This is a genomic window from Ensifer adhaerens, from assembly GCF_020035535.1.
Lineage (GTDB): Bacteria > Pseudomonadota > Alphaproteobacteria > Rhizobiales > Rhizobiaceae > Ensifer.
In genome coordinates this window covers 2,867,092-2,891,828 of the sequence record NZ_CP083349.1, presented here as the reverse complement: position 1 = coordinate 2,891,828, position 24,737 = coordinate 2,867,092, and the positions used below count along the sequence as shown (strand labels likewise).

Here is a 24,737-nt window from a genome sequence, read left to right as displayed (position 1 = left end):
AATATCTACAAACTCAATGGAGAATATAGGAGAACAGGATAGTCGATGGGCTGATGCCCCTCGCAGGAACGGAGAGACGCGATGAACGCTGCGAAACCGATGATCCAGTCCCGCTATTCAATCTACGGGACGGCACCGCAACGCCGCTCACACGTTCATCTGGTCCCGCACGCAATCGCCATCGTTGCCGCCTTTTCCTTCGTCAGCGCCGTCGTTGTCGGCGCCTTCTGAGGCCAGCCTCAGCTCTGCCGTGACAGATGCTCGTGCACGGCGAGCCACTCTCCCGACGATGTCCGCTCGAACACGATCGTTTCCCGCTCGTCCGCGATCGTCGGCTCTCCGTTGAACTCCAGTTCGGTTTCGACGCGGTGGGTGAAGACGGCGATATCACCCATCCTTTGAACATTCCGCTCGCTCGAACGGCAGGCGTGCACGCGAAAACCGTCCCGTTCTTCCCAAAGCGACCACTCCGCCTCGTACTCGGCCCGGCTCTTCAGCGGCCGGTCGAGCGTATGGAAGATGAAGGTGGCATTGGGCGCAAAGGCCGAGAAGTAGGCGGCGCGATCGTGCCGGGCAAAGGCGGCGACAAGCCGGTCGGCGGCTACAAGCACCGCCTGTTCGAGATCTGACATCGGGTTCCCTCTTTTTGCCGAACGCGGCTTATTTTTGGTGATGGTCAGCGTGCTGCGATCAACGTCGCAAGCGGGCGGTTCTGGCGTGAGACCCGGGCCTTGAGATCGTCGAGCGTCATGGTTTCGCGCTTGGCGAACTCGGTGAACATCATGTTGAGATTGTTGAAGAACATCTCGCCGACCGCCTCTGCATCGACATCAAGCGCGACGACTCTCTTGGCCTGCAGCTTGCGGATCAGCGTTGAAACCTGCGCGCAGAGCCGGCGATCAAGGTCCGTGTAGCGCTTGCTGAAAGGGCTCTCCGGCTGCTGGATGGCGATCGCCATCGCTGTCCGCCACATTTCCTTGCTGAGATAGTAGAGCGAGTGGTCGTAATATTCGCCGATCAGGGCATCCAGGGCGCCCATCACGGATGCCGGTGGGTTGTCGACGATCGATCCGCCGCCCGCGAGCACCTCTTCGACTTCCATCGAGACGGTCGCGAGCAGGATGTCGCCCTTGTTTTCATAGTAATTGTAGAAGGTTCCGACCGAAATCTCGGCGCGCTCGGCGATGTCCTCGATGCGCGCGCTGTCATAGCCGACTTCGCGAAAGAGCGCGGCGGCGGCGTCGAGAATTCGCCTGTTGCGATCGGCCTTTTGCCGTGCGCGCAGTCCCGTCATTCCAGTGTTTCCCCGAATTATGAATTGGTTCAAAATTGAGATTGACTTAAAAAATGAATTCATTCAATCTTTTTTTGAAGACGCCGAAACGAGCGTCAAAACAAGAGGGCAACAGCATGATGCAGTCAGTTCGTGACGGTGCGCGCCTGCGCCGTTTTTTCTCTTCCACGGCCGCAATCGCGATTGCTGCGCTGTCGACGGTTGCCGCACCGGCGCCCGTCTTTGCGCAGGAGGAGCTCAATGCGCTCGTCTGGTGCGACCACACCGATCCGGCGCTTCTCGAACCGTTCGAGAAGGCCAACGACGTGAAGGTGAACGTCAAGGTCTATGAGGGCACCGGGGCCGGGCTCTCGATCCTCGACCAGTCGCAGCCGGGAGACTGGGACGTACTCGTCATCGACGGTGTCGACGTGCACCGGGCGATCGATCTCGATCTCCTCGCCGAAATGCCGGCCGACGCATTGCCGACCGCCGACATCTTCCCGGAAGTGCGCATGGAGGCGAACAACACCAAGGACGGCAAGATCTACGCCGTCACCGAGAAGTTTGGTTACAACACGATCTCCTACGACAAGACCAAGGTCGACCCGAAGGACATGCAGGACCTGTCGATCATCTGGTCGGACAAGTACAAGGGCCGCATCGCGCTCTATGACTATTACCTGCCGATGATCGGCCTCGTCGGGCTTGGCCTCGGCAAGAAGACTGCCGAGCTCAGCGAAACCGACATGCCGGCGATCAAGGAAAAGCTTGCGGCGATGCGCGCGGTCTCCAAGCAGGTGAGCGACGTCGTCTCCTCGCAGACCGCACTTGCCACCGGCGAAGTCGACATTCTCGTCGGCGGCGGTGAATGGATCACCGCGGTTCTCTCGGCCGACAAGCCGAACCTCGACTGGACCATCCCCGAGCAGGGCGCCGTGCGCTGGGCACAATCGATCGGCGTCATGAAGGATTCGACCAAGCAGGACCTGGCGCTGAAGTTCGTGCAGTACATCGTCAGCCCGGAGGGGCAGGCGCGGCTTGCGACGTCGTCCTGCTACTGGGCGATGCCGGCCAATGCCAAGGCGGGCGAGCATCTGACCGACCAGCAGAAGGCGGCGCTGCGCTTCGACCAGCAGGCGGAATACCTGAAGAAGACCCAGCTTTACCCGATCCCGTCGTCCGAACTCGACCAGCAGTTCCAGGACGCCTGGACGGAAATGCTGCAGCAGTAATGAAAGCAGCGGGCGCGATGCGTGTCGCGCTCGCCCTTCTTCTTCGCTCGCCGAAATCCTTTGATCTGGAACGGTAATGGCCGACACCGCTTTGACATCAGCGACAGCGCTCGAAGACGCCGACCGGCGCAAGGCCTGGGGCTTCGTTGCTCCGGCGCTTCTATGGACCATCGCCTTCTTCGTCGTGCCCTTCGCCTTCATGGCGGCGATGAGCCTCTGGAAGCGAGAAGGGCGGGACATCGTCCATGCCTGGAACTTCGACAACTACGTCCGCTTCTTCTCCGAAAACGCGCTGTTCCGGGGGCTCGTCAACTCGCTCGAAATCACCGTCATCGTCACGGTGATCTCGGTGCTGCTCGCCTATCCGCTCGCCTGGATCATCGCCGAGCGCGTGCCGAAGCGGCTGCAGCGCATGGCGCTCATCCTGGCGATCCTGCCGTTCTGGACCTCCTATGTGGTGCGCTCCTATTCCTGGCTGTTGGTGCTGTCGAAGAACGGCGTGATCAACCAGACATTCATGAGCATCGGCCTTATCTCCGAGCCGCTGGAGCTGGCGAGCACGCGCACGGCGACGGTCATCGGTTTCGTGCACTTCTTCGTCATGCTTTTGACGCTGACGATCTATTCCAACCTGATCCAGCTTTCGCCAAACTACCGCCGCGCGGCATCAGACCTCGGCGCCAATGCCTTCCAGACCTTCTGGCATGTGGTGCTGCCCTTGACGCTGCCCGGTATCATGACCGGCGCCTTCCTTACCTTCGTGCTCTGTATCGGCGACTATGTCACGCCGCAGATCCTCGGCGGCAACAACGAGCTGGTGCTGCCGCAGATCATCATGCTGCAGCTCGGGCGCCGGGCGGATTTCCCGATGGCAGCGGCGCTGTCGATCGTGCTGATGCTCGCCGTCACCGTCGCCTATCTCGCCTGCGCTCGCTGGCTGAAGATCGAGAGGGCCTGACGATGCTGCGCCAGATCTCCGCAAGCGTGCTCTCCTGGACCTATCTCGTCCTCGTCTATGCCTTCATCTTCCTGCCGGTCGCCGTGCTGGTGCTCTTCTGAAACTTCGCCGCCAGATGCAGGACGAGCTGAAGGCGATCCAGAAACGGGTCGGCACCACCTTCGTGCACGTCACCCACGACCAGGAGGAGGCGATGGCGATCGCCGACCGAATCGTGGTGATGAACCAGGGGCGGATCGAGGATTTCGGCCCGCCGTCGGAGATATATATGCGCCCGCGCTCGCTGTTTTCGGCGGGGTTCATGGGCGAGGTCAATTTTGTTTCCGGTCGTGTCGCGGCGGCGGATGCAAGCTCCGCCCATGTCGAAACGTCACTTGGCAGCCTGGCGTTGCCGGCGGGCAATTTCACCGCATCGTCGCCGAAGGCCGGCGACCGGATCACGCTGACCATCCGGCCGGAACATTTCCGCGCCGACGACAAGGCAGAGGGACCGACCGTGGCGCTCGGAGAGGCGCGGGTTGCCGGCAGCGCTTTCTTCGGCACGCACTATCGCTGCCACCTGCAGCCCTGTGCTGCGGATACGAGGGCGCTGGTGGCACATCTGCCGCAATCGGCAACCGTGCGCGAGGGCGAGATTGTGCCGCTTGCCGTGCGCGCAGCCGACGTCGTAGCTTTGCCCGCCACAGGTGGACACGCGTAACACGATGCAGAGAATTGCCCCCAAGGACTGGTACCGGGTGAGACGGCTCGACGATGGCGTCACGATCATCGACGAGCCCTATATCCAGGAATTCTACCGCTGCAACATCTGGCATGTGCGCGGCCGCGACCGCGACATGCTCGTCGATAGCGGCATGGGCGTCGTGTCGCTCAGGCAATGGGTGCCGCTCGTCACCGAACGCGCTTTGGATGCCGTCGCCAGCCACACCCATTTCGACCATATCGGCTGCCATCACGAGTTCGAGTGCCGCTGCGTGCATTCCGCCGAGGCCGAGCTGCTGGCGCATCCGACCCGCAAGAACACGCTTGCCGATCCCTATGTCGCCGACGAGATCTTCGACGCATTGCCGCCCGAACCCTACGCCTCCACCACCTATGCGGTGAGGGCGGCGCCGGCGACGCGGCTCTTGGAAGACGGCGACCATATCGATCTCGGCGACCGGGTCTTCGAGGTGATCCATACGCCCGGCCATTCGCCCGGCGGGATTGCGCTTTGGGAGGCGAAAACCGGCGTGCTCTTCTCGGGCGACATTCTCTATGACGGGCCGCTGATCGAGGACACCTATCATTCCAATGCCGACGACTACCTGGCGTCGATGGAACGGTTGCTCGCGATCCCCGCGCGTATCGTTCATGGCGGACATTTTCCGAGCTTTTCCGGCGAGCGCTATCGCATGCTGATCCGGAACTGGCTCGCGGAGAAGCAAAAGACAAACTGACGGGAAGGAGGAGCGAATGCTCGACAAACGCAAGTTTTACATCAATGGCGCCTGGGTGGATCCCATCGTCGCAAACGATCTCGAGGTGCTGAACCCGGCGACGGAAAAGCCGATTGCGGTGATCTCCATGGGCACCGCCGCAGACATCGACCGGGCGGTTGCCGCCGCCAAGAAGGCCTTTGCCACCTACAGCCAGACCAGCGTCGAGGAACGGCTGGCGCTGCTCGAAAAGCTGCTTGCCGTCTACAAGCGCCGCTATGACGAGATGGTCGATACCATCACCATGGAGCTTGGTGCACCGAAGACCATGACCCGCGAGCAGCAGGCCGATGTCGGCGTCGGCCACCTCCAGGGCTTCATCGACGCGCTGAAGCGGCTGAAGAGCCGCGACCGGCTGCCGAACGGCGACGTCATCCTGCGCGAGCCGATCGGTGTGTGCGGTCTGATCACGCCGTGGAACTGGCCGATCAACCAGATCGCGCTGAAGGTGGTGCCGGCGCTGGCAACCGGCTCGACCTGCATCCTGAAGCCGAGCGAGTTCACGCCACTGAACGCCATGCTCTACGCCGAGATGATCGACGAGGCGGGCTTCCCGGCCGGCGTCTTCAACCTTGTCAACGGCGACGGCATCAATGCCGGTGCTGCCCTTTCCAAGCATCGCGACATCGACATGATGTCGTTCACCGGCTCGACCCGCGCCGGCATCGCCGTCAGCAAGGATGCGGCCGAGACCGTCAAGCGCGTGACGCTGGAACTCGGTGGCAAGTCGCCGAACATCGTCTTTGCCGATGCCGATCTCGAAGACCGCGTCACCGGCAGCGTGCTGGAATGCTTCAACAATTCCGGCCAGTCCTGCGACGCGCCGACCCGAATGCTGGTGGAGCGCAGCGTTTACGACCAGGTGGTCGAGATCGCCAAGCATGTCGGCCGCGAGGCCAAGGTCGGCGACCCCACCCAGGAAGGCGGCCACATCGGTCCGCTCGTCAGCCACATCCAGTTCGGCCGGGTGCAGGCGCTGATCGAGGCAGGCATTGCCGAAGGCGCGCGTCTGCTCGTCGGCGGCGCCGGCAAGCCGGAGGGCTTCGAAACCGGCTACTTCGTCAAGCCGACGATCTTTGCCGATGTCAACAATGAGATGCGCATCGCCCGCGAGGAGGTCTTCGGCCCGGTACTCGCCATCATTCCCTTCGATACCGAGGAGGAAGCGATCGCGATCGCCAACGACACTAACTACGGTCTCGCGGCTTACGTGCAGACGGGTGACCCCAAGCGGGCCGAGCGTGTTGCCGGTCGCCTGCGCGCCGGCATGGTGCACATCAATGGTGGGCCACATCGCTACGGCAGCCCATTCGGCGGCTACAAGCAGTCCGGCAACGGTCGCGAAGGTGGCATGTTCGGCCTTGAGGACTTCCTGGAAGTGAAGACTGTCCACGTTCCCGACGCCGCCTGAGCAAAGCGCAACATCCTCTGAAGGACGGCCGCCGCAATCTTGTGGCGGCCGTTTTTCTTTCAGGCTTGGGCGCGCAAGGACTGTCACCGGCAGCCGGCATCTGATAGCTCGTCAACGATCTGCAGCAGACCACTGCTCCCTTCCGGATGCCTCCCGTGACCCACCCACATCATTCCTCGGCCCACAATCGCGTTGCCATGGCAGCACTTCTCATCGGCGGCGCTGCGATCGGCGGCTCGCCGATCTTCGTGCGACTGTCGGAAGTCGGGCCGATGGCGACCGCCTTCTGGCGCGTGGCTCTGGCATTGATTCCGCTTCTTGCCTGGACCTGGTTCCGCCCCGAGGGCGCCGGCGGGCGGCGACCGGAAAAGCTCTCGGAATATGCGTTGCTCATCCTGCCCGGCGTGTTTCTCGCCATCGATCTCGGCGCCTGGCACTACGCGCTCACCAAGACCTCGGTCGCCAACGCCACGCTGCTTGCCAATCTGGCGCCCGTTTTCGTGACGCTCACGAGCTGGCTTTTGTTTCGCTCGCGCGTCAGCGTCATCTTCGCCATAGGCCTCATCACGGCGGTTGCGGGCGTGGTGATCCTCAAGGGTGGACCGATGGCGCTCGGTGAGGGCAATCTGCTGGGGGACGGCATCGCTGTCATCGCCGCCATGTTCTATGCCGGCTACATCCTGGCGATCGGGCGGCTGCGCAGCTTGTTCAGCACCGTGCGCATCATGATCTGGAGTACGGCGTCTGCAGCAATCTGCATGCTGCCGATGGCAGTCCTGTTCGAGCCGACGCTCTTTCCGGCGACGACGTTCGGGTGGGCGATGCTTTTCGGTCTCGCCTTTGTCAGCCATGCCGGCGGGCAGGTGGCGATCACCTATGCGCTTGCCTATCTGCCGCCCGCCTTTTCCTCGCTGACTTTGCTGTTGCAGCCGGTCGTGGCGGCAATTCTCGCCTGGATCCTGCTTGCCGAGCCGGTGGGCATGATGCAGGCGATCGGCGGCGTCATCGTGCTTGTCGGCATCCTGATCGCGCGGCGCGGGTAACGCTGCGCGCTTTCCTCAGAGCAGTTCCGGGCCTCAGACCAATTCCACGAATAGTGTGAAACGGTTTCCCGTCCGGAACTGCGTCACTTCAAGTCTCAAAGGCCGGGCGGCGTGAAGTTCGCCAGCCGCTCTTCAAGCTTGCGGATCGTTGCGGCATCCGCATTGGCGAAGGCAAAGCGCAGATAGTTCTCCTGGCCTTCGCCGAAATAGTCGCCGGGCAGGCAGACGACGCCGGCGAGCTTGGCCAGCTTCTCTGCGATGAACTGCGAGTCGATATCCGGGAAGGGGTGGCGGACATAGGCGAAATAGGCGCCGACCGCCTGCAGCTTCCACTTCGGCAGGCGGCTCATGACGTCGCGCAGCGCATCGGCTCGTGCCGCGATTTCGGCGCGGTTCGTCTGACGCCAGTCGGCAAGAGCCGGGATTGCCTTCGCGACCGCGGCCTGGGCCGAGCGCGGCGCGCAGATCTGCAGGTTGTCCATGATCTTCGTCACCTGCTCGATGACGGCAGGGCCGGCGGTGATCGCGCCCAGGCGATGACCGGGAATGCAGAAGGATTTCGAGAAGCTGTATAGGCCGATGAAGCTCTCCTGCCAGCCTTCGGTTGCGAGCAGGCCATGCGGGGCGGCAGACGCGTCGGGCAGGAAGTCGCGGTAGGTCTCGTCGAGGATCAGCCAGACGCCCTTGGCGCGGCAAGCCTCGTAAATGCGGCCAAGCAACTCCGGCGGATAGACGGCGCCGGTCGGGTTGTTGGGCGAGACGAGCGCGAGTGCACGGATGCCGGGGCGAAGGGCAGCAGCGATCGCGTCGACCTCCGGCAGGAAGCCGGCGCCGGCGTCGCAGGGCACGAGCTCGACATGGATGCCGAGCATCGAAAGCGTCGTTTCCTGGTTGAAGTAGTAGGGGTTGGTCATCAGGATCGTGTCGCCCGCGCCGGCAATGGCCATCGCCGTGCAGATGAAGGCCTGGTTGCAGCCCGAGGTGATATGGATGTTGTCGGCCGTGATCACGGCACCGTATAGCCCGGCGACATGGGCCGCATAGGCGTCACGCAGCACCGCTTCGCCCTCGATCGCGCCATAGCCGGTATAGGCGGTGGAGGCAGCAGCTTCGCCGAGCCAGGCCAGCATGTCCGGATGGGCGGGATAGCCGGGCACCGCCTGCGACAGATCGATCAGCGGGCCACGGGAGCCGTCGTAGGATTTCGCCCAGGCCAGCACCGAAGGCACGGGCGGCGGCGAGAGCTTTTCGACGAGCGGGTTGAAATGCGGCATGGCGGGAGTTCCTGCGTTAGATAGTTTCAAGCGAGATGCGGGCGAAAGCCGTATACACTTTTCCTCATCGCGCTTCAGGCCTTGGCTTTACGTTTCTGCGGGCGATCTGAGCGGCGATCACGGCTTGGCGCCGAGACCGGCTGAAAGCCGTCCGGCTTCGATTTACGATCAGTTGGCTCGGATTTCGAGGTCCGGCTGCGAATAATCGTGCGCGCCGAGGTCTGGAGCTCCGGCATCGGATCGCTTTCGAGCGTTGCGAACATCCAGTCGATGAAGATGCGCACGATCGGTGCTGCCAGCACTTCGTTGCGGCACGCGACGAAGAAGGCGTCGTTGGCGGGCACCGTCAGGTCGAAGGGGGCGATCAGTTCGCCGCGCGCGATGAGACTGCCGGCAGTGATGGTGTCGCCGAGCGCGACGCCTTGGTTGTGCAGCGCCGCTTCGGTCGAGAGCCGCGCGTCGCTCATGAAATGCTGCTGGCCGCGCTGCAGGTCGCTAGCATCAGCCGCTGCGAGCCAGGTGTTCCACTCGCGGCCATCGTCGCCATGCAGCATCACATGGTCGCGCAGATCCCGGACGGACCGTAAGGGCCGCATGTTGACGAGCGTCGGACTTACGACCGGGAAGAGTTCGAGACGGCTCCAGAGCTTGGCCCAGGCACCGGACCAGTTGCCGTCGCCGTAGATCAGGCAGACGTCGACATCGGGCGAATGCAGGTAGGCTTCGTCGTTGGAGGCGATCAGCGTCAGGCGCACGTCCGGATATTGCTCGGTGAAGAGGTGCAGCCGCGGAATCAGCCAGAAGGAAAGCAGCGCCGGGACGCAGGTGATGCGGAGTTCGCCGCTCGTCGTCGGACGCGTCATCGCCGCAGTGGCCGCGGCGATCTCGGCAAAGGCGTGGGTGACCGCCGGCAAGAGCAATGCGCCCTGCGGCGTCAGTTTCAGCCGCTTGCCGCCGCGCTCGAACAGCGCCGCCTTGACCGAGAGTTCGAGTGCCCGGATCTGGTGACTGATCGCACCGTGGGTGACGTTGAGCTCGCGTGCCGCAGCCGATACGGAGCCCCGCCGCGCCGTCGCTTCGAAGGCACGCAAGGGGTTGAGCGGGGGCAGGCGGCTGGACAAATCTGGGCGTTCCGGTGGTAGTTGTTATGTGAATTTTTCTCACACGAAACGCTATAACAATGTCAATTGATTTTCTAGTGGAATTACCGCCTAATGTTCATCAACAAAGGCGAAAACGCCTGGGGAACATGATCGCGCCGGACGAGCCGGCCCCATCCGCAGACAGATATCTGTGGCGCTTCACGCGCATGCCCCGGGCTATTCATGACGGAGGATTGAACGGATGGCCTGGGACAACAACAAGCTTGCCGAATTGAAGGCGAAGTACGGCGAAAGCCACGGCGGCGAACTGTTCGATCCGACCTTCCGCAAGGTCGCCGACAAGATCTTCAACAAGAGCGGCACGCGGCTTGCGCCCTATTCGGGCATCCCGACCTTCCTGACCGCGCCGCATATGCCGGTCGATGCGGAGAACCCGGATTTCGGCAATCTGCAGGTGGCGATCGTCGGAATTCCGATGGATCTCGGCGTTACCAACCGTCCGGGCTCGCGCTTCGGACCGCGGGCGCTGCGTTCGATCGAGCGTATCGGCCCCTACAACCACGTGCTCGGCTGCACGCCGGTGCAGGAACTGCGGGTCGCCGATATCGGCGACGTGCCGTTCCAGAGCCGCTACCGGCTGGAACTCAGCCATGAGGATATCGAGAAGCGCATCAACCAGATCGTCGAAGCCGGCGTGCTGCCGCTGTCGGTCGGCGGTGATCACTCGATCACCCATCCGATCCTCAAGGCAGTCGGCAAGAAGCGCCCCGTCGGCATGATCCACATCGACGCCCACTGCGACACCGGCGGCGCCTACGACCTCACCAAGTTCCACCACGGCGGTCCGTTCCGCAACGCGGTGCTCGACGGCGTGCTCGACCCGACCCGTGTGGTGCAGATCGGCATTCGCGGCTCGGCCGAATATCTCTGGGAGTTCTCCTATGAGTCCGGCATGACCGTCATCCACGCCGAAGAAGTGACCGGTCTCGGCATTCCCGCGATTATCGAGAAGGCGAAGAAGATCGTCGGCGATGGCCCGACCTATCTCTCCTTCGATATCGACAGCCTCGATCCGTCCTTCGCACCCGGCACCGGGACGCCGGAAGTGGGTGGCCTAACGACCCGCGAAGTGCTGGAATTGATCCGCGGCTTCAAGGGAGTCAATCTGGTCGGCGGCGACGTCGTGGAAGTGGCGCCGCAATACGACTCGACAACCAATACGGCCCATGCCGGCGCACAGGTGCTCTTCGAAATCCTGAGCCTCATGGTCTTCAGCCCGGCGATCACAGGCAAGTCTGCCTGACGCCCGGAAAAATGTTTGTCGGCTGCCGGACCGGAACCGGTGGCCGACCACGAGACTGCACAATCACAAAGCTTCCGGGTAGGGGAATTACCATGACGATCCATACCAAACTGAAGACAGCATTCGCCGCTGCCCTGATGCTCGGTGCAGCCGCCGGCATCGCCAAGGCCGATGCGCTCGCCGATATCAAGTCCGCCGGCCAGATCAATGTCGGCATTTTCTCCGACTTCCCGCCCTTCTCGTCTGCCAGCGCCGACATGAGCATCAAGGGCTACGATGTCGACGTGGCCCAGCAGATCGCCGATGACCTCGGCGTCAAGCTGAACCTCGTCAGCGTCACCGGCCAGAACCGCATTCCCTATCTCAACGACAAGCGCGTCGATATCCTGATGAGCGTCGGCTTCTCCAAGGAGCGCGCCGAGGTGATCGATTTCGCTGCTGCCTATGCGCCTTACTACATTGCCGTCATCGGCCCGGCGGAACTGAAGGTCGCCGGCAAGGAAGACCTTGCGGAAAAGACCATCGCCGTCAACCGTGGCACCTTGGAAGACACCTCGCTCACCGAGGCAGCGCCGGCCAATGCCGACATCCAGCGCTTCGACAACTACAATGCGGTGATCCAGGCCTTCATTTCCGGCCAGACGCAACTGATGGTCGTCGGCAACGACGTCGGCGCACAGGTGCTGGCTCGCCAGGAGGCGCTGAAGCCGGAACAGAAATTCCAGCTTCTGACCTCACCGTCGCATATCGGTCTCAACAAGAGCGAGGAAGGCCTGAAAAAGGCGGTCAATGACTCCGTCGCCAAAATGCTCTCGGACGGCAAGTTGAACGCGAGCTCCGAAGCCTGGCTGAAGACGCCGCTCAACCCCGAGAACCTCAAGGACTAACAAGAGCCTGACGGCCGCGAGGAGCCTGAGCTTCTCGCGGACCTCTGGGGAGGCGCGACGATGGGCTACGGCCTCAGCTTCGGTTGGCTCAAGGACGCCGCGGGCGCGATCGCCCATGGCGCGGCCATGACCGTGTTCCTGATCGCCTGCACGACCGTGCTAGGCATCCTGATCAGCATTCTCTTTGCCGCCGCCCGTCGCAGCCGCTACTCGGTGCTGCGCAAGGCCGTGGCCGTCTATGTCGAAGTCGCCAGGAACACGCCGTTTCTGGTGCAGCTGTTCTTCATCTATTTCGGACTGCCGAGCCTCGGCATCCGGCTAGACCCGATCGTCGCGGCCATTCTGGCGATGACGCTCAACATGGCCGCCTATACGACCGAGATCGTCGGCGCAGGTCTTGACGCCGTACCGAAGGGGCAGAGCGAGGCGGCCTTTGCGCTTGGGCTCAAGCCCCGTCAGGTCTTCGTCAAGATCATCCTGCCGCAGGCGCTGAAGGTGATCTTTCCGGCGCTCACCAGCCAGGTGATCATCATGATGCTGGAATCAGCCGTTGTCTCGCAGATCGCGGTGCGGGAGCTGGCGCACGAGGCGGACTTGCTTCAGGCCCGGACCTTCCGCTCATTCGAGACTTACTTCGTCGTCACGCTGATCTATCTCGCCCTGTCGATGGCGATCCGGCGGCTCTTCGTTGCCGGTGGCAGGCGGGCGCTTGGAGCAGACGTGTCATGATCGAATTCACCTTTTGGGACATCCTGCGCAACCTGATCTTCGCCACGCGGTGGACGATCCTCCTGTCGGTTGTCGCTTTTGCCGGTGGGGCTGCAGTAGGACTGATGATCCTGGCTGCGCGCATCTCCGAGCGCCGCTGGCCACGCCGCCTCGGTTCCGGTTACATCGCGCTCTTCCAGGGCACGCCGCTTTTGATGCAGCTGTTCTTGATGTTCTTCGGTCTGCCGATGCTAGGCTTCCGGATCGAGCCGTGGACGGCGGCGGCCCTCGGGCTCACCTTCTATGCCAGCGCCTATCTTGCCGAGATCTGGCGCAGCGGCGTTGAGGCATTGCCGCGCGGCCAATGGGATGCCGGGGCGAGCCTGGGGCTTCATCGCCTGCAGGAACTGCGGCTCGTCATCCTGCCGCAGGCCTTCGCTATCACCCGGCCGGCGGCCGTCGGCTTTCTCGTGCAGCTCATCAAGAGCACGGCGCTCACCTCGATCATCGGTTTCGAAGAGCTTCTCAGAACCGCGAATGCGATCAATAATGCCACCTTCGAACCTTTCACAGTCTATGGGCTGGTGGCAGTCATCTTCTTCGTGCTGTGTTATCCGCTGACACAATATGCACGGATGTTGGAGCGCAAATCACCCGCGCACTGAGACTGAAAATATGCAAGAAATCAAACAGAACAGGGAACAGGCGGATCACCGCCGGAACAAAGGAGACAGATGATGATCACCACTTCCATCAAGCGACGGACGCTGCTCGGTGCCGGCCTCGCCGGCGCTTCCATGCTGGCGATGCCGTCGATCCTGAGAGCGCAGGACAAATCGCTGAAGGTCGGCGTCTACGGCGGCTATTTCAAAACCTCGTTCGACAAGAACATCTTCCCGGAATTCACCAAGGCGACGGGCATTGCCGTCGAATCGATCGCAGAGCCGACCGGTGAAGCCTGGCTCGTCCAGCTCGAGCAGGCCGCCCGCGCCGGCCAGGCCCCGGCCGACGTTTCGATGATGTCGCAGGTGGCGATGCTGAAAGGTCAGTCGACCGATCTTTGGACGCCGCTCGATACGGCGAAGATCAAGAACGCGTCGAACCTGCTCGACCGCTTCGTCAACAAGTATCCGGATGGCCGCATCGCCGGCATCGGCGCCGTCTCCTGGTACATCACGCTGGTGACCAACACCGACGTCTACAAGGAAGCACCGACCTCCTGGTCTGCCTTCTGGGATCCGGCGAACGCTGACAAGCTCGGCCTGCTGGCGCTCGTTTCCAACTCGTTCCTGCTCGAAGTGACGGCCAAGACCTTCATGGGCGGCACCAATGCGCTCGACACGGAAGAGGGCTTGTTGAAGGCCTTCGACAAGCTGGCCGAGGTCAAGCCGAACGTCCGCCTCTGGTACCGCGACGAAGCGCAGTTCGAGCAGTCGCTGAAGTCGGGCGAAATCCCGATGGGCCAGTACTATCACGACGTGACCGGCCTTGCGGCGGCCGACGGTCATCCTGTCCGCTCCACCTTCCCGAAGGAAGGCGGCATCCAGGATTCCGGTTGCTGGGCGCTGTCGCGCGCCTCGCAGAAGTCGGAAGAGGCCCATATCTTCATCGACTACATGTGCCAGCCCTCGATCCAGGCGACGCTGTCGCGTAAGGTCGGGACGTCGCCGACCGTCAAGCGCGAAGTCACGGATCTCACCGACAAGGAGTTCGCAGCCGTCTCGTCCGACATCGAGCCGATCATTCCGCGCTACGACCTCTACCAGACGAAGTCGGATTGGCTGAACCAGAAGTGGACCGAGCTGATCGTCGGCTGAGCCTGATCGACGACCTTCCTCGACCTTCGAGGAAGAACTGGACTTAACGACGGGGAGGGCCTTTCGGCGCTCCCCGCCTGAACCCTTCCCATGAGGAGGAGGGGACCATTCCGCGGAGAAACAATGTCCGGACTTGCCCTTCAAAACGTCGTCAAGGAATTCGGAGCCTTCAGGGCCGTCAACAATGTCGACCTGACCGTGCCGCACGGCACCTTCGTCTGCATGCTCGGCCCCTCCGGTTGCGGCAAGACCACATTGCTGCGGATGATCGCCGGCCTCGATCTGCCGACCGGCGGGGCGATCCGGCTCGACGGCGAGGACATCACCCGCGTGCCGACGCATAAGCGCAATCTCGGCATGGTGTTCCAGTCGCTGGCGCTGTTTCCGCATCTGACCGTCGGCGAGAACATCGCCTACCCCTTGCGCATTCGCGGTGCGGCAAAGGAAGACCAGAAGAAGCGCGTCGACGAGCTGCTGGCGATGATCCATCTCTCCGGCTACGCCGACCGTCCCGTTGCCAAGCTTTCCGGCGGCCAGCGCCAGCGGGTGGCGATCGCACGTGCACTGTCGATCTCACCAAAACTGTTCCTGCTCGACGAGCCGCTGTCGGCGCTTGACGCCAAGCTGCGCGAAGCGATGCAGGTGGAATTGCGCCAGCTTCAGCAGCAGCTCGGCATCACCACCATCGTCGTCACCCATGACCAGCGCGAAGCGATGACCATGGCCGATACCGTCGTCGTCATGAGCGGCGGCGAGATTCGCCAGGCCGCGTCGCCGATCGAAATCTATCGCCGCCCGGCCGACAGCTTCGTTGCCGACTTCATCGGCCAGACGAACCTGCTCGACGTTCAGGGCGACAGTTCCGGCCGTGCCGTGGTGCTCGGCCAGGCGATCCCCGGCCTCGCGCTGCCGGCCGGTGCCGCCAAGGGCACGCTGTCGGTCCGCCCGGAAGACGTGCATCTGACGGCGCCCGGCGCTGGCGCACTCGCCGGCAAGGTCACCTTCGTGCGTGACCTCGGCGGCACGATCGAAACTTTCGTCGATATCGCCGGACACCAGATCGTCGCCGTCTCCACACCGCGGGCCCGACCCGACGTCACTGTCGGCCAGGAGGTCGGCATCGCGCTCACCCCGGATGTCTGCGTGGTGCTGAAGAAATGAGACGCGAACCACCTCAGACCCTTGGCGACTACGCGCCGCTCCTCTTTCCCGCGGCGATGCTCACCATCTTCTTCGTCGTGCCCTTTGGCACGATGATCGCCGTCAGCTTTTTCCAACGCCAGCAGGGCGGCTTCTATACGCCGGCCTTCGTCTTCGACAATTACGCCCGCTTCCTTTCGGTCTTCTTCGGCGGTGTGCTCGGCTTTTCGCTGCTGCTGGCGATCACGGTGGCGATCTGCTGCGTCGTGCTCGCCTTGCCCTTCACCTACATGCTGACACGCATGGCGCGGAAGGTGCAGGTGGTCTGGCTGGTGGCGCTTCTGTCGATCCTGTCGCTCTCGGAAGTCATCATCGGCTTTGCCTGGTCGACGCTGTTTTCGCGCACCGCTGGCATCACCAACATTCTCGTCGCTCTCGATATCATGGCGGAGGCGAAGGCGTTGACGCCGAGCTTCGGCGCGGTTTTGACCGGCATGGTCTACCAGGCCTTTCCCTATACGGTCCTGGTGCTTTTCCCGGCACTCGTCCGTCTCGATCCAACGCTGACGGAGGCGGCGCGCACACTCGGCGCATCGCCGCTGAAGGCCTTCTTCACCGTGGTCGTGCCAGCGCTTCGCAACACCATCACCGCCACGCTGATCATGGTCTTCATCTTCGCGCTCGGCTCCTATCTGTTGCCGCAGCTTCTCGGCCGGCCGCAGCATTGGACGCTCTCGGTGCTGATCACCGATCAGGCGATCTACCAGTCGAACATGCCGTTCGCCGCCGCCATGGCCGTCTTCCTCGTGCTGGTGACGCTCGGCCTCGTCGCGCTCACCGTGATTGCCGGACGCAAGGGAGAAGCGGCATGATCTCGATGTTCCGCAGGGCCTATTTCTTCCTGATCGGCCTGTTCCTGGCGCTGCCGCTGATCGTCGTTGCCGGCGTTTCCGTCAACGAGAAGCAGACGCTTGCCTTTCCGCCACAGGGCTTTTCGCTTTCCTGGTACGGCGAAATCTTCCTCAATCCGGAATGGCGCAACGCCCTCTTTGCCTCGGTGACACTGGCCGTGCTTTCGGCAGCGCTTGCGGTTGCGATCGCGTTGCCGCTCTCCTGGTTCCTGTGGCGGCGCATCGCGCCCTGGGCGAACATCTTCCAGCTTCTCGGTGTCGCACCCTTCACGCTGCCGCCTGTCATCACCGCGCTCGGCATGCTCACCTTCTGGGCGACGGTCGGCTTTTATGGGCAACCCTGGACGGCAGTGGTCAGCCACGCGATCTTCTTCGTGACGCTACCGCTGGTGACGCTTTCGCTCGGCTTTACCTCGATCGACCGATCTCTTGTCGAAGCGGCCTCGACCATGGGCGCCGACGAGCGCACGATCTTCCGCACCGTCGTGCTGCCGCTGATCCTGCCCTATATCGTTTCCGGCTATGCCTTCGCGTTCGTGCTGTCGCTCAACGAATATATCGTTGCCTACATGACCGTTGGCTTCACGGTGGAAACGCTGCCGATCAAGATCTTCAACGCGCTGCGTTACGGCTACACGCCGACCATGGCTTCGGTGACGATCCTCTTCGTCACGACCGCTGCGGTGATCTTCGGTCTCGTCGCCCGCTTCGGTGACCTGCCGAAGCTGCTTGGCGCCATGTCGTCGGATGGTAAATGATGAAGCTCGCAGCCCTCCAGATGCAATCGGCGGCGGGCGACGTTGCCGCCAATCTCGACCGGATCACGCGTGCCGCGGCGGAAGCTGCCGCCCAAGGGGCGACACTGCTCCTGACGCCCGAACTCGGCATCACCGGTTACGGCGCCGGCGAGGCGTTGGCCACACTCGCTGAAGCGCCGGATGGGACGATCGTTCAGCGTCTGAAGGCGATCTCGTCTGAGACCGGCATTGCGCTCATCGCCGGCTTTGCCGAGCGCGACGGCAACGATGTCTACAACAGCGCCGTCTATGTCGATGGCGATGCGGCGCCGGTCGTCTACCGCAAGTCTCATCTCTACGGCGATTATGAGCGCTCGATTTTCAAGGCGCCCGGTCCCGAGACAAAGCTGTTCGTGCATCGCGGCGTTACCTGCGGCATGCTGATCTGCTACGACGTCGAGTTCCCGGAGAACGTCCGGCGGCTGGCGCTGGCGGGCGCCGAGGCTGTGCTGGTGCCGACGGCGTTGCCGGCGGGCTGGTCCGGCTCCTTCATCGCAGAGCACATGATCCAGACGCGGGCCTTCGAGAACCAGGTGTTCGTCGCCTATATCAATCATCACGGCTCGGATCCGCTGTTCTCCTTCGCCGGGCTGTCGCGCATCGCGGCACCCGACGGCCAGCTTCTTGCCAAGGCCGATGCCGCGCGGGAGACCCTGCTGGTCGCGGATATCGATCCGCAGACCTATGCGATCTCCCGTCTCGAAAACACCTATCTTGGCGACCTCTACCGGCGCTGACCCGTGCCGGTTACCGCCTGTGATCGGTCGCGGCAACCGCAAGAGAAAGACAAGCCGAGGAACAAAACCGTCCGGCGATTGTTCACTCGACAGGAACGTTCCGTTCTTTATTGATCTACTGTCGGAAACGATACGTCATCCCATATTGTGCTCAACAGTAATGCCACGCATTGGAGGCAATCATGAGCTTGCAACTGACTGGGATCCATCACCTGACGGCGATCACCGCAAACGCGCCGGAGAACCTGCGCTTCTACACGCAGGTGCTCGGTCTGCGGCTGGTCAAGAAGACCGTCAACCAGGATGACACCACCGCCTACCACCTCTTCTATGCCGACGGGCGCGCAACGCCCGGGACCGACCTGACCTTCTTCGACTGGCCGGTCGGGCCCGAAGGGCGCGGCACGCACAGCATTTCGCGCACGGGCCTCCGGGTCGGCGGCGCCGAGAGCGTTCAGTGGTGGAAGCGCCGCTTCGACGAACTCAAGGTCTTAAGCGGAGACGTCACCGAGATCGATGGCCGTGTCTCGCTTGACTTCGAGGACGGTGAAGGCCAGCGCTTCCGACTGGTCGACGATGGCGGGCTTCAGCCCTCGCACCCCTGGGAAAAGAGCCCGGTTCCGGCCGAGCATCAGATCAAGGGTCTCGGACCGATCACCATCAGCGTTCCGGATATCACCAACACCGAGCTCGTCCTCACGCATGTGATGAACATGAGCAAGGCCCGCACCTATCCGTCGCCGGACGGCGAGGGGGAAGTCAACGTCTTCACCATGGGTGAGGGTGGTCCTGCGGCCGAACTGCATGTCGCGGTTCAGCCGGGTCTGCCGATTGCCCGGCAGGGCGCCGGTGCCGTGCATCACGTCGCCTTCCGGGCGCCGGATAATGCGGCGCTGACGGAGTGGACGGAACGCCTCAACGGCTTCCGCCTGCCGTCGAGCGGCGAAGTCGAACGCTATTACTTCCGTTCGCTCTATTTCCGCGAGCCGAATGGCGTTCTCTTCGAGATCGCGACCGATGGTCCCGGTTTCGCCGTCGACGAGCCGATGGAGACGCTTGGTGAAAGCCTGTCTCTGCCGCCGTTCCTGGAGCCGAAGCGCGCCCAGATCGAAGCACGGCTGAAGCCGCTGGTCTAACAGTCTGGTCCAAACGCAAAGCCGGGGATTCGTCCCCGGCTTTTTTGTCTCTATCCCTCTGATCCTGTTGGACTTCGCCTTGCCGCGGACCCATCATGATGGCGGCTGCGTTATAGACCGGCAACTGCATTCCGCCCTCGCTTTTCGGGGCGCGTCTGCACGACCCTGTGGGGTAGGAAGGACCAAATCTCATGACGAAAATCCTCGGGATATCCGGGAGCCTGCGCAAGGCGTCGTTCAACACCGGGCTGATGCGGGCGGCCGCGGCAAATCTGCCCGATGGCGTCGAATTCGACACGGCGACGCTGCACGGGATACCGCTCTATGACGGCGATGTCGAAAAGGAGAGTGGCATTCCGCCGGCGGTGACGGCTCTCAAGCAACAGGTGATGGCCGCCGACGGCGTCATCCTGTTCACGCCCGAATACAACAACTCCATTCCCGGTGTGTTCAAGAACGGGATCGACTGGCTGAGCAGGCCATCCGCCGACATTGCCAAAGTGTTTCGCAACCGGCCGTTCGCGCTTGCCGGCGCCTCGCCCGGCAATTTCGGCACCATCCTCAGCCAGAACGCCTGGCTGTCCGTCATGCGCACGCTCGGTGCTGAACTCTGGTCGGGCAAACGGCTGATGTTGCCCAAGGCGGATACACTGTTCGATGCCGAGGGGACGTTGACGGATGCCGATGCCCGCGACCGGCTGGCGGCCTTCGTCAAGGCGTTTGCGGATTTTGCAGCGGCTGAGAAGTCGGCTTGAGGCAAATGTGAAGCAGCTGACCACGTGGCCCGGTGCGGAATAGCCCGGGCCCACGCTTTACATCGTCAGCTTATCACAGCTCTTTGTCCGCCAGCCATTGCTGGATAGCCGCAATATCCGGCGCACCGATTTCGTGGCCCATGTCGAGTTCGACCGTCGTCAGATCGGCCCCGGTGCGGGAAAGCTCTTCCTTGAGGCGAGGAGCGAAATCGCCATAGCTGTCGTGCTTGCCTGTCAGGAGCAGCACCTTCGTACCGGTGAGATCCGGTGGCGGTACGTCGTCGATGACGAGCATCGAGCGCATCAGCACGACATTTCGGATCAGGCTCGGATGCAGCAGCATCAGCGCAACCAGCAGATTGGCGCCGTTGGAGTAGCCGATGAACACGGTCTTATCGAGATCGATACGGTAGCCTTCCCGAGCGCCTTCGACGAAGGCAGCGAAGGCCTCGGCCTCCGCACGCACGTCCTTCTGGTCGAAGGTCGTCGGAGAATAGCGGCGGAACCAGCGCGGCGTTCCCTCCTCGTTCGACCGGCCACGAATGCCGACCAGTGTCGCCTGCCTGTCGACCTGGTGGGCGAGGTGGAGAAGCTGCGTCTCGTTGGCGCCGCTGCCGTGCAGCAGCATGAAGGTGCGGTCATCCAGCGTTTCGGGATGATAGAAGCGGTGCACGAAGGGCAGGTCGCGCTCCGTCAGCCGAGGCTCGCCCGGCAGCGCAAACTGCGGCATGGCGAGCAGCATTTCTTCTCTCGCGGCGCTGAAATGGGCGGGGACGAAGAGCTCCGTGCCGAGCGTTTCCTTGGGTTCGTCGGCCGTGAAGCCGGGCACGTCGCTGGCCAGTTCGTAGAGCGAGCCGCCGGGTTCGCGTACGTAGAGCGAATAGAAATATTTGCGGTCATGCGCATTGATCGCACCTGCGCCATCGCGTTGCAGGTCCGCGTGCACCCGCTCCACGGCGACTCGGTCCGGAGCGCGGAAGGCGATATGATCGATGGTTCCGGTTCCGGGCGCCGACGTCCAAAAGCCGGTCGCATCGCGCACGTCGATGATGTCGCCCGAGGTGGAGGTGAGGCGACGGATCGTGTCGCCGGAGGCCGTTTCGTTGTAGCCGAAATGCGTTTTCAGGAAGCGAACCGAGTCTTCCGGTTTTTCGGTGAGGATTGTGGCGCCGCGCAGGCGCCGGATCGCGTCTTCTTCCGGAATGCCGCGCGTGCTCCAGGGGGCCGCGGCGGAAACCGCATCCGTGCCGACGAGCTTGACGATGACGCCGTCCGGGTCCTTGAGCCGCAACACCGGTTCGCCGAACTCCTGCGCCGGCCCTGACGTCGCGATATTGAATTGCAGCGCGCGGGTCAGCCAGAAGCCGATGCTCTCCGGCCGGATGGCGAAGGCGATCTCGCTCGGCTGGCTGTGGCCGACACGGCCGCGACCGCCGTCTTCCCACATCAGGAAGGTAACGAGCGAGCCGGGCGAACCCTCCGCGTCGCCGTAGAAGAGGTGCAACTGGTTGGCGTCCTCGTAGCCGCCGGTCCGCTTGACGAGGCGCAAGCCCAGGAAACCGACATAGAAGTCGACGTTTGCCTGGACCTTCCGGGCGATCAGGGTGATGTGATGGATGCCGCTCGTCATTCTCATTTCCTCATTGGTCTTAGCTCACAAAACACGAAGCGCAGCGCCGGCGCCAGAAGCGCTGCCGCGAACGCTGTGTTTACGCGCCGCGCGTCTTTCGAGACGCGCTACAAGTTCATCCTAAAATCGATGCCGATCTAAGGAATTATGCAGGAGGATCAGTCGCGATCCTTCTCGAGAAACGCCTTGAATGCTTCCCCGTATTTCGGATGCCAGCGTGAGAGCGGCGGCCGGTTCTCGACGATGTCGCCGGCGGCCCACAGAATGCGCCGCTCGTCGGTTGCGCGCGGGACATCGTTGTCAGGGCAGAGGATATAGAAATCGCCCCGGCCGAGACTTTCCATCATGAACTCGACGGTCTGCTCGGCCGTCCAGGCGCCGGCGGGCTTCTCCGTGCGGCCATGGGCCGTCAGCCCGGTATAGACGAAACCGGGGATCAGGAGGTGAGCGTGAACCTGGCTGTCGGCTGTGTTGCGTAGCTCGTGTTCCAGCGCCTCGGTAAAGACCTTAACGCCGGCCTTCGAGACATTGTAGGCGGGGTCGCCCGGCGGCGTGGTGATGCCCTGTTTCGAGCCGGTGTTGATGATAACCGCCGCCTTGCCATGGGCGATCATGCCCGGTGCGAAGGTGCGGGCACCATTGACGACACCCCAGAGATTGACGGCGATCGTCGCCTCCCAGGCTGCGAGCGCACCGAGTATGGCGCTACCCGGCTGGACGCCGGCATTGTTCATCAGCACGTGCACTTCGCCGAACCGTTGATGTGCGCCGCGTTCGAGGGCTTCGAGATCTCCAATGCGCGAGACATCGGTCGGGATCGCAACGACGTTTTGCGCACCAGCCGGGGACACGGCAGCGACCTCGGCCGCCGCCTTGTCCAATCTGTCACCTGCGAGATCGGCGAGCACGACCCGCAGACCGAGCGAGGCAAAGCGAAGGGCCGCTGCCAGTCCGATGCCGGAGGCGGCGCCGGTGATGACGGCAACATTGTTGGGTGCAAAGGCAGGATGCTGCATGGCGGAGGCTCCAGCGGTGGGATTGAATGCAAGAGATAGGGCGCTCGCCGCCGCCTGTCTATTGCCGCGTGATAACCCCCTCCACAGATGAGGCGTCGAAAACCGTTTATTTTCAAAGCAGTCTTGCCGCCGGGAACACTGGCGCTACCTGCAGCTTTGTATTGAAGGGCAAGCGAGTGGAGGAGCCGAAGGAATGAACGGCCGGAGCGAGAAACGCACCGATTGCGAAAACTGTCCCTTGCGCAGGCTCGCTCACTTTCGCGCCTTCACGAGCGACGAACTCGCCTATGTCTCGCGCTTCAAGGTCGGTGAATTCGCGGTCGACGCGGGCGCGACCATCCTCATGGAGGGCGCCCAGAGCGCGCATCTCTTCACCGTGCTCTCCGGCTGGGGCTTTCGCTACAAGACGCTCGATGATGGCCGCCGCCAGATCCTGAACTACGTCATGCCCGGTGACCTCGTCGGCCTGCAGGGGTCACTGCTGGGCGAAATGCAGCACTCCATCGAGGCCTTGTCCCCCGTCACCCTTTGCGTCTTCGAGCGGACCAAGCTCAACGAGCTCTACAAGAGCTACCCCGAACTTGCCTACGACCTCACCTGGATCGCGGCGCGCGAGGAGCGCATCCTCGACGAGAACCTGTTGAGCATCGGCCGCCGTTCGGCGCTCGAGCGAGCCGCCTACCTGCTTGCCTTCCTCTACCAGAGAGCGGAGGCGCTCAACCTGTTCGACGGCAACCGTGTCGCCATTCCAATTACCCAGCAGCACGTGGCGGACACGCTTGGGCTTTCGATCGTGCATACCAACAAGACCTTGAAGAAGCTTGCGGCGCGCGGTGTCATCCGTTGGGCGGAAAAAGGCTGCAATGTCGGCGATATCAAGGGCTTGCTGGCGATCGCCGGATGGGACGGCTATCGGGAAATCAGGCGGCCTTTCATCTGAGAGCGGGAAGACGTTCATCGGAGGATGCGGCGCCCGCCGCCGCATCGGTCGGTTCCCTTGGGGGGCGTTCAGCTCGCGACGATCGCCCTCAGCATCCAGAGCGCCTTTTCGTGGAAGTTGAGGCGATCGGTCAGCATATCCGTGGTGACGAGGTCGTCGTTCTCGTCTGCCTTTGTGCCGGCATCGCGCATGCGGCGCACGGCCGCTTCATGATCGGCGATCAGGTCGGCAACCATGTCGGCCGCGCTCGTGTGGTTGACGGAGCCGCCGCCCGGGGCAAATGCCGCCACTTCGGTGAGTTTGGCTGGGGCGAGGTGGCCCAGTGCGCGGATACGCTCGGCGATGACATCGGTTGCCTGGAAGAGCGTATTGTAGTGCTCTTCCGTCAACTCGTGCAGCGGCTTGAACAATGGGCCGACCACATTCCAATGGTAGATGTGGCTCTTGATCACCAGCTTGTAGGTATCCGCGAGGATGTCGGACAGTGCTGCCGCCATCTGCTGGCGATAGGCTCTGGTCAGGCCGATGTCGAATTCTTCGTCCTTGACCTTCGGTTTAAGCACGGAGGCTGTCTGCTTCATTCTCCTGCTCCCGTTCTATCTTGAGGAAGCCGCGAAACGACGATCGTGCGCGATCGTAATCCGCGTACCGGTGTTGAACGTCGGTAGCGGTTCGTTGTTCCGCACTTCGCCCCAATCGGGGCCACATGTCTTATTTAAATGCCGGGTCGGCTTGAGGCGCCTATAGCTTGCTCTTATCGGCGCAAATGCCCTGTCGGTATGCGCAAAAGGTGGAGTGAGCTGGATGGATGAAGTTCCGCCGCATGTCCGGGCCGTTCTTATTCTCGAAGACAATTTCCTGATCGCATCGGATGCAGAAGAGATCCTGACCTCGCTCGGGATTGCCGAGGTGACGATCGCGGGGAACGCGGACCAGGCGATGGAGATCCTGTCTCGACAGGGCTTCGACTTTGCAATTCTCGACGTCAGCCTCGACAACCATACGAGCTTCGGCGTTGCCGATGCGATGCTCGCGCGCGGCATGCCGTTTGGGTTCACCAGCGGCTACGGAGACATAGAGCTTTTCCCAAGCCACCTGCGGGGTATCCCGCGGATAGACAAGCCGTTCAACGAGTGGTCGCTCGGCCAGCTGATCGCCGCCGGAATGCGGTACGAATGACGGGAT

General features: G+C 62.7%; 27 protein-coding genes. 20 read left to right on the top strand and 7 right to left on the bottom strand.

The genetic code is table 11. The features are described 5' to 3' along the window. The first annotated feature begins 81 nt into the window (after nt 1–81). Complete coding sequence (locus tag LAC81_RS14230; protein WP_223725322.1) at nt 82–231, top strand: hypothetical protein; 150 nt, start codon at nt 82–84, stop codon at nt 229–231. Nucleotides 232–239: 8 nt separating this feature from the next. On the opposite strand, the gene LAC81_RS14225 is transcribed toward LAC81_RS14230, so the two are convergent. Both LAC81_RS14225 and LAC81_RS14220 read right to left on the bottom strand, forming a co-directional pair. Further along, nucleotides 240–632, bottom strand: a complete 393-nt coding sequence (locus tag LAC81_RS14225) for a YybH family protein (protein ID WP_223725321.1) — start codon at nt 630–632, stop codon at nt 240–242. Between the two features lie 44 nt (nt 633–676). Then, a complete protein-coding gene (locus tag LAC81_RS14220; RefSeq protein WP_223725320.1) occupies nt 677–1,294 on the bottom strand; it encodes a TetR/AcrR family transcriptional regulator in 618 nt (205 codons plus the stop codon). A 119-nt stretch (nt 1,295–1,413) separates the two neighbouring features. On the opposite strand from LAC81_RS14220, the gene LAC81_RS14215 reads away from it, so the two are divergent. From LAC81_RS14215 to LAC81_RS14190, 6 genes are all read left to right on the top strand, one after another. Continuing rightward, on the top strand, nt 1,414–2,508 hold the full coding sequence (locus LAC81_RS14215) for an ABC transporter substrate-binding protein (RefSeq protein ID WP_419195828.1): 1,095 nt from the start codon (nt 1,414–1,416) through the stop codon (nt 2,506–2,508). A 76-nt stretch (nt 2,509–2,584) separates the two neighbouring features. Continuing rightward, nucleotides 2,585–3,466: an ABC transporter permease gene (locus LAC81_RS14210; RefSeq protein ID WP_223725318.1), complete on the top strand. Its 882-nt coding sequence runs from the start codon at nt 2,585–2,587 to the stop codon at nt 3,464–3,466. A gap of 115 nt (nt 3,467–3,581) precedes the next feature. Beyond that, a complete protein-coding gene (locus tag LAC81_RS14205) occupies nt 3,582–4,166 on the top strand; it encodes an ABC transporter ATP-binding protein (protein ID WP_273700178.1) in 585 nt (194 codons plus the stop codon). 4 nt (nt 4,167–4,170) lie between these two features. Further along, the gene (locus LAC81_RS14200) at nt 4,171–4,905 is read left to right on the top strand and encodes an MBL fold metallo-hydrolase (protein WP_223725317.1); all 735 of its coding nucleotides are present in this window, start codon (nt 4,171–4,173) and stop codon (nt 4,903–4,905) included. A gap of 16 nt (nt 4,906–4,921) precedes the next feature. After that, entirely contained in the window at nt 4,922–6,355 is a 1,434-nt protein-coding gene (locus LAC81_RS14195) for an aldehyde dehydrogenase family protein (protein WP_223725316.1), read from the top strand. Nucleotides 6,356–6,552: 197 nt separating this feature from the next. Further along, a complete protein-coding gene (locus LAC81_RS14190) occupies nt 6,553–7,398 on the top strand; it encodes a DMT family transporter (RefSeq protein ID WP_223727826.1) in 846 nt (281 codons plus the stop codon). 95 nt (nt 7,399–7,493) lie between these two features. On the opposite strand, the gene LAC81_RS14185 is transcribed toward LAC81_RS14190, so the two are convergent. After that, nucleotides 7,494–8,672 (bottom strand): aminotransferase, encoded by a 1,179-nt coding sequence (locus LAC81_RS14185; RefSeq protein ID WP_223725315.1) that lies wholly within the window; start codon nt 8,670–8,672, stop codon nt 7,494–7,496. Between the two features lie 74 nt (nt 8,673–8,746). Then, nucleotides 8,747–9,793, bottom strand: coding sequence for a LysR substrate-binding domain-containing protein (locus LAC81_RS14180; protein ID WP_223725314.1), 1,047 nt, complete (start codon nt 9,791–9,793; stop codon nt 8,747–8,749). A gap of 223 nt (nt 9,794–10,016) precedes the next feature. Here LAC81_RS14180 and speB point away from each other — a divergent pair, with 223 nt between their 5' ends. The 11 genes from speB to LAC81_RS14125 all read left to right on the top strand — a co-directional run bounded on the left by speB (nt 10,017) and on the right by LAC81_RS14125 (nt 19,966). After that, nucleotides 10,017–11,078 (top strand): agmatinase, encoded by a 1,062-nt coding sequence (gene speB, locus LAC81_RS14175; RefSeq protein WP_223725313.1) that lies wholly within the window; start codon nt 10,017–10,019, stop codon nt 11,076–11,078. A gap of 92 nt (nt 11,079–11,170) precedes the next feature. Further along, on the top strand, nt 11,171–11,965 hold the full coding sequence (locus LAC81_RS14170; RefSeq protein ID WP_223725312.1) for a transporter substrate-binding domain-containing protein: 795 nt from the start codon (nt 11,171–11,173) through the stop codon (nt 11,963–11,965). Nucleotides 11,966–12,025: 60 nt separating this feature from the next. Further along, nucleotides 12,026–12,694, top strand: coding sequence for an amino acid ABC transporter permease (locus LAC81_RS14165; protein ID WP_223725311.1), 669 nt, complete (start codon nt 12,026–12,028; stop codon nt 12,692–12,694). Continuing rightward, a complete protein-coding gene (locus LAC81_RS14160) occupies nt 12,691–13,338 on the top strand; it encodes an amino acid ABC transporter permease (RefSeq protein ID WP_113539208.1) in 648 nt (215 codons plus the stop codon). The genes LAC81_RS14165 and LAC81_RS14160 overlap by 4 nt, the downstream gene beginning before the upstream one ends. A 72-nt stretch (nt 13,339–13,410) precedes the next feature. Continuing rightward, nucleotides 13,411–14,490 carry an ABC transporter substrate-binding protein gene (locus tag LAC81_RS14155; RefSeq protein WP_113539234.1) on the top strand — a complete coding sequence of 360 codons (1,080 nt, stop codon included), beginning with the start codon at nt 13,411–13,413 and terminating at the stop codon, nt 14,488–14,490. Between the two features lie 123 nt (nt 14,491–14,613). Further along, nucleotides 14,614–15,651 carry an ABC transporter ATP-binding protein gene (locus tag LAC81_RS14150; RefSeq protein WP_223725310.1) on the top strand — a complete coding sequence of 346 codons (1,038 nt, stop codon included), beginning with the start codon at nt 14,614–14,616 and terminating at the stop codon, nt 15,649–15,651. Beyond that, nucleotides 15,648–16,502, top strand: coding sequence for an ABC transporter permease (locus LAC81_RS14145; RefSeq protein ID WP_113539210.1), 855 nt, complete (start codon nt 15,648–15,650; stop codon nt 16,500–16,502). Before LAC81_RS14150 ends, LAC81_RS14145 begins: the two co-directional genes overlap by 4 nt. Then, a complete protein-coding gene (locus LAC81_RS14140; RefSeq protein ID WP_223725309.1) occupies nt 16,499–17,299 on the top strand; it encodes an ABC transporter permease in 801 nt (266 codons plus the stop codon). Before LAC81_RS14145 ends, LAC81_RS14140 begins: the two co-directional genes overlap by 4 nt. Further along, nucleotides 17,296–18,075: a carbon-nitrogen hydrolase family protein gene (locus tag LAC81_RS14135; RefSeq protein ID WP_223725308.1), complete on the top strand. Its 780-nt coding sequence runs from the start codon at nt 17,296–17,298 to the stop codon at nt 18,073–18,075. Before LAC81_RS14140 ends, LAC81_RS14135 begins: the two co-directional genes overlap by 4 nt. A 182-nt stretch (nt 18,076–18,257) precedes the next feature. After that, nucleotides 18,258–19,211, top strand: coding sequence for a ring-cleaving dioxygenase (locus tag LAC81_RS14130; RefSeq protein WP_223725307.1), 954 nt, complete (start codon nt 18,258–18,260; stop codon nt 19,209–19,211). A 191-nt stretch (nt 19,212–19,402) separates the two neighbouring features. Continuing rightward, nucleotides 19,403–19,966, top strand: a complete 564-nt coding sequence (locus tag LAC81_RS14125; protein WP_223725306.1) for an NADPH-dependent FMN reductase — start codon at nt 19,403–19,405, stop codon at nt 19,964–19,966. A 73-nt stretch (nt 19,967–20,039) separates the two neighbouring features. Here the strand turns inward: LAC81_RS14125 and LAC81_RS14120 are convergent, their stop codons facing one another. Further along, complete coding sequence (locus tag LAC81_RS14120) at nt 20,040–21,596, bottom strand: VOC family protein (protein ID WP_223725305.1); 1,557 nt, start codon at nt 21,594–21,596, stop codon at nt 20,040–20,042. Nucleotides 21,597–21,754: 158 nt separating this feature from the next. Next, nucleotides 21,755–22,612 carry an SDR family NAD(P)-dependent oxidoreductase gene (locus LAC81_RS14115; protein ID WP_223725304.1) on the bottom strand — a complete coding sequence of 286 codons (858 nt, stop codon included), beginning with the start codon at nt 22,610–22,612 and terminating at the stop codon, nt 21,755–21,757. 193 nt (nt 22,613–22,805) lie between these two features. Here LAC81_RS14115 and LAC81_RS14110 point away from each other — a divergent pair, with 193 nt between their 5' ends. Next, nucleotides 22,806–23,552, top strand: coding sequence for a Crp/Fnr family transcriptional regulator (locus tag LAC81_RS14110; RefSeq protein ID WP_223725303.1), 747 nt, complete (start codon nt 22,806–22,808; stop codon nt 23,550–23,552). A gap of 68 nt (nt 23,553–23,620) precedes the next feature. Here the strand turns inward: LAC81_RS14110 and LAC81_RS14105 are convergent, their stop codons facing one another. Further along, nucleotides 23,621–24,133, bottom strand: coding sequence for a Dps family protein (locus LAC81_RS14105; RefSeq protein ID WP_223725302.1), 513 nt, complete (start codon nt 24,131–24,133; stop codon nt 23,621–23,623). A gap of 223 nt (nt 24,134–24,356) precedes the next feature. Here LAC81_RS14105 and LAC81_RS14100 point away from each other — a divergent pair, with 223 nt between their 5' ends. Continuing rightward, nucleotides 24,357–24,731, top strand: a complete 375-nt coding sequence (locus LAC81_RS14100) for a response regulator (protein WP_223725301.1) — start codon at nt 24,357–24,359, stop codon at nt 24,729–24,731. Nucleotides 24,732–24,737: the final 6 nt, after the last annotated feature.

What these genes read in the sequence shown, in the direction of transcription:
- LAC81_RS14155 (WP_113539234.1), top strand. Translation starts at nt 13,411, where the DNA reads ATGATCACCACTTCCATCAAGCGACGGACGCTGCTCGGTGCCGGCCTC.
- LAC81_RS14225 (WP_223725321.1), bottom strand. Translation starts at nt 632, where the DNA reads ATGTCAGATCTCGAACAGGCGGTGCTTGTAGCCGCCGACCGGCTTGTC.
- speB (WP_223725313.1), top strand. Translation starts at nt 10,017, where the DNA reads ATGGCCTGGGACAACAACAAGCTTGCCGAATTGAAGGCGAAGTACGGC.
- LAC81_RS14145 (WP_113539210.1), top strand. Translation starts at nt 15,648, where the DNA reads ATGAGACGCGAACCACCTCAGACCCTTGGCGACTACGCGCCGCTCCTC.
- LAC81_RS14230 (WP_223725322.1), top strand. Translation starts at nt 82, where the DNA reads ATGAACGCTGCGAAACCGATGATCCAGTCCCGCTATTCAATCTACGGG.
- LAC81_RS14150 (WP_223725310.1), top strand. Translation starts at nt 14,614, where the DNA reads ATGTCCGGACTTGCCCTTCAAAACGTCGTCAAGGAATTCGGAGCCTTC.
- LAC81_RS14170 (WP_223725312.1), top strand. Translation starts at nt 11,171, where the DNA reads ATGACGATCCATACCAAACTGAAGACAGCATTCGCCGCTGCCCTGATG.
- LAC81_RS14125 (WP_223725306.1), top strand. Translation starts at nt 19,403, where the DNA reads ATGACGAAAATCCTCGGGATATCCGGGAGCCTGCGCAAGGCGTCGTTC.
- LAC81_RS14165 (WP_223725311.1), top strand. Translation starts at nt 12,026, where the DNA reads ATGGGCTACGGCCTCAGCTTCGGTTGGCTCAAGGACGCCGCGGGCGCG.
- LAC81_RS14205 (WP_273700178.1), top strand. Translation starts at nt 3,582, where the DNA reads ATGCAGGACGAGCTGAAGGCGATCCAGAAACGGGTCGGCACCACCTTC.
- LAC81_RS14195 (WP_223725316.1), top strand. Translation starts at nt 4,922, where the DNA reads ATGCTCGACAAACGCAAGTTTTACATCAATGGCGCCTGGGTGGATCCC.
- LAC81_RS14115 (WP_223725304.1), bottom strand. Translation starts at nt 22,612, where the DNA reads ATGCAGCATCCTGCCTTTGCACCCAACAATGTTGCCGTCATCACCGGC.
- LAC81_RS14120 (WP_223725305.1), bottom strand. Translation starts at nt 21,596, where the DNA reads ATGACGAGCGGCATCCATCACATCACCCTGATCGCCCGGAAGGTCCAG.
- LAC81_RS14140 (WP_223725309.1), top strand. Translation starts at nt 16,499, where the DNA reads ATGATCTCGATGTTCCGCAGGGCCTATTTCTTCCTGATCGGCCTGTTC.
- LAC81_RS14210 (WP_223725318.1), top strand. Translation starts at nt 2,585, where the DNA reads ATGGCCGACACCGCTTTGACATCAGCGACAGCGCTCGAAGACGCCGAC.
- LAC81_RS14130 (WP_223725307.1), top strand. Translation starts at nt 18,258, where the DNA reads ATGAGCTTGCAACTGACTGGGATCCATCACCTGACGGCGATCACCGCA.
- LAC81_RS14200 (WP_223725317.1), top strand. Translation starts at nt 4,171, where the DNA reads ATGCAGAGAATTGCCCCCAAGGACTGGTACCGGGTGAGACGGCTCGAC.
- LAC81_RS14135 (WP_223725308.1), top strand. Translation starts at nt 17,296, where the DNA reads ATGATGAAGCTCGCAGCCCTCCAGATGCAATCGGCGGCGGGCGACGTT.
- LAC81_RS14160 (WP_113539208.1), top strand. Translation starts at nt 12,691, where the DNA reads ATGATCGAATTCACCTTTTGGGACATCCTGCGCAACCTGATCTTCGCC.
- LAC81_RS14185 (WP_223725315.1), bottom strand. Translation starts at nt 8,672, where the DNA reads ATGCCGCATTTCAACCCGCTCGTCGAAAAGCTCTCGCCGCCGCCCGTG.
- LAC81_RS14215 (WP_419195828.1), top strand. Translation starts at nt 1,414, where the DNA reads ATGCAGTCAGTTCGTGACGGTGCGCGCCTGCGCCGTTTTTTCTCTTCC.
- LAC81_RS14220 (WP_223725320.1), bottom strand. Translation starts at nt 1,294, where the DNA reads ATGACGGGACTGCGCGCACGGCAAAAGGCCGATCGCAACAGGCGAATT.
- LAC81_RS14105 (WP_223725302.1), bottom strand. Translation starts at nt 24,133, where the DNA reads ATGAAGCAGACAGCCTCCGTGCTTAAACCGAAGGTCAAGGACGAAGAA.
- LAC81_RS14110 (WP_223725303.1), top strand. Translation starts at nt 22,806, where the DNA reads ATGAACGGCCGGAGCGAGAAACGCACCGATTGCGAAAACTGTCCCTTG.
- LAC81_RS14190 (WP_223727826.1), top strand. Translation starts at nt 6,553, where the DNA reads ATGGCAGCACTTCTCATCGGCGGCGCTGCGATCGGCGGCTCGCCGATC.
- LAC81_RS14100 (WP_223725301.1), top strand. Translation starts at nt 24,357, where the DNA reads ATGGATGAAGTTCCGCCGCATGTCCGGGCCGTTCTTATTCTCGAAGAC.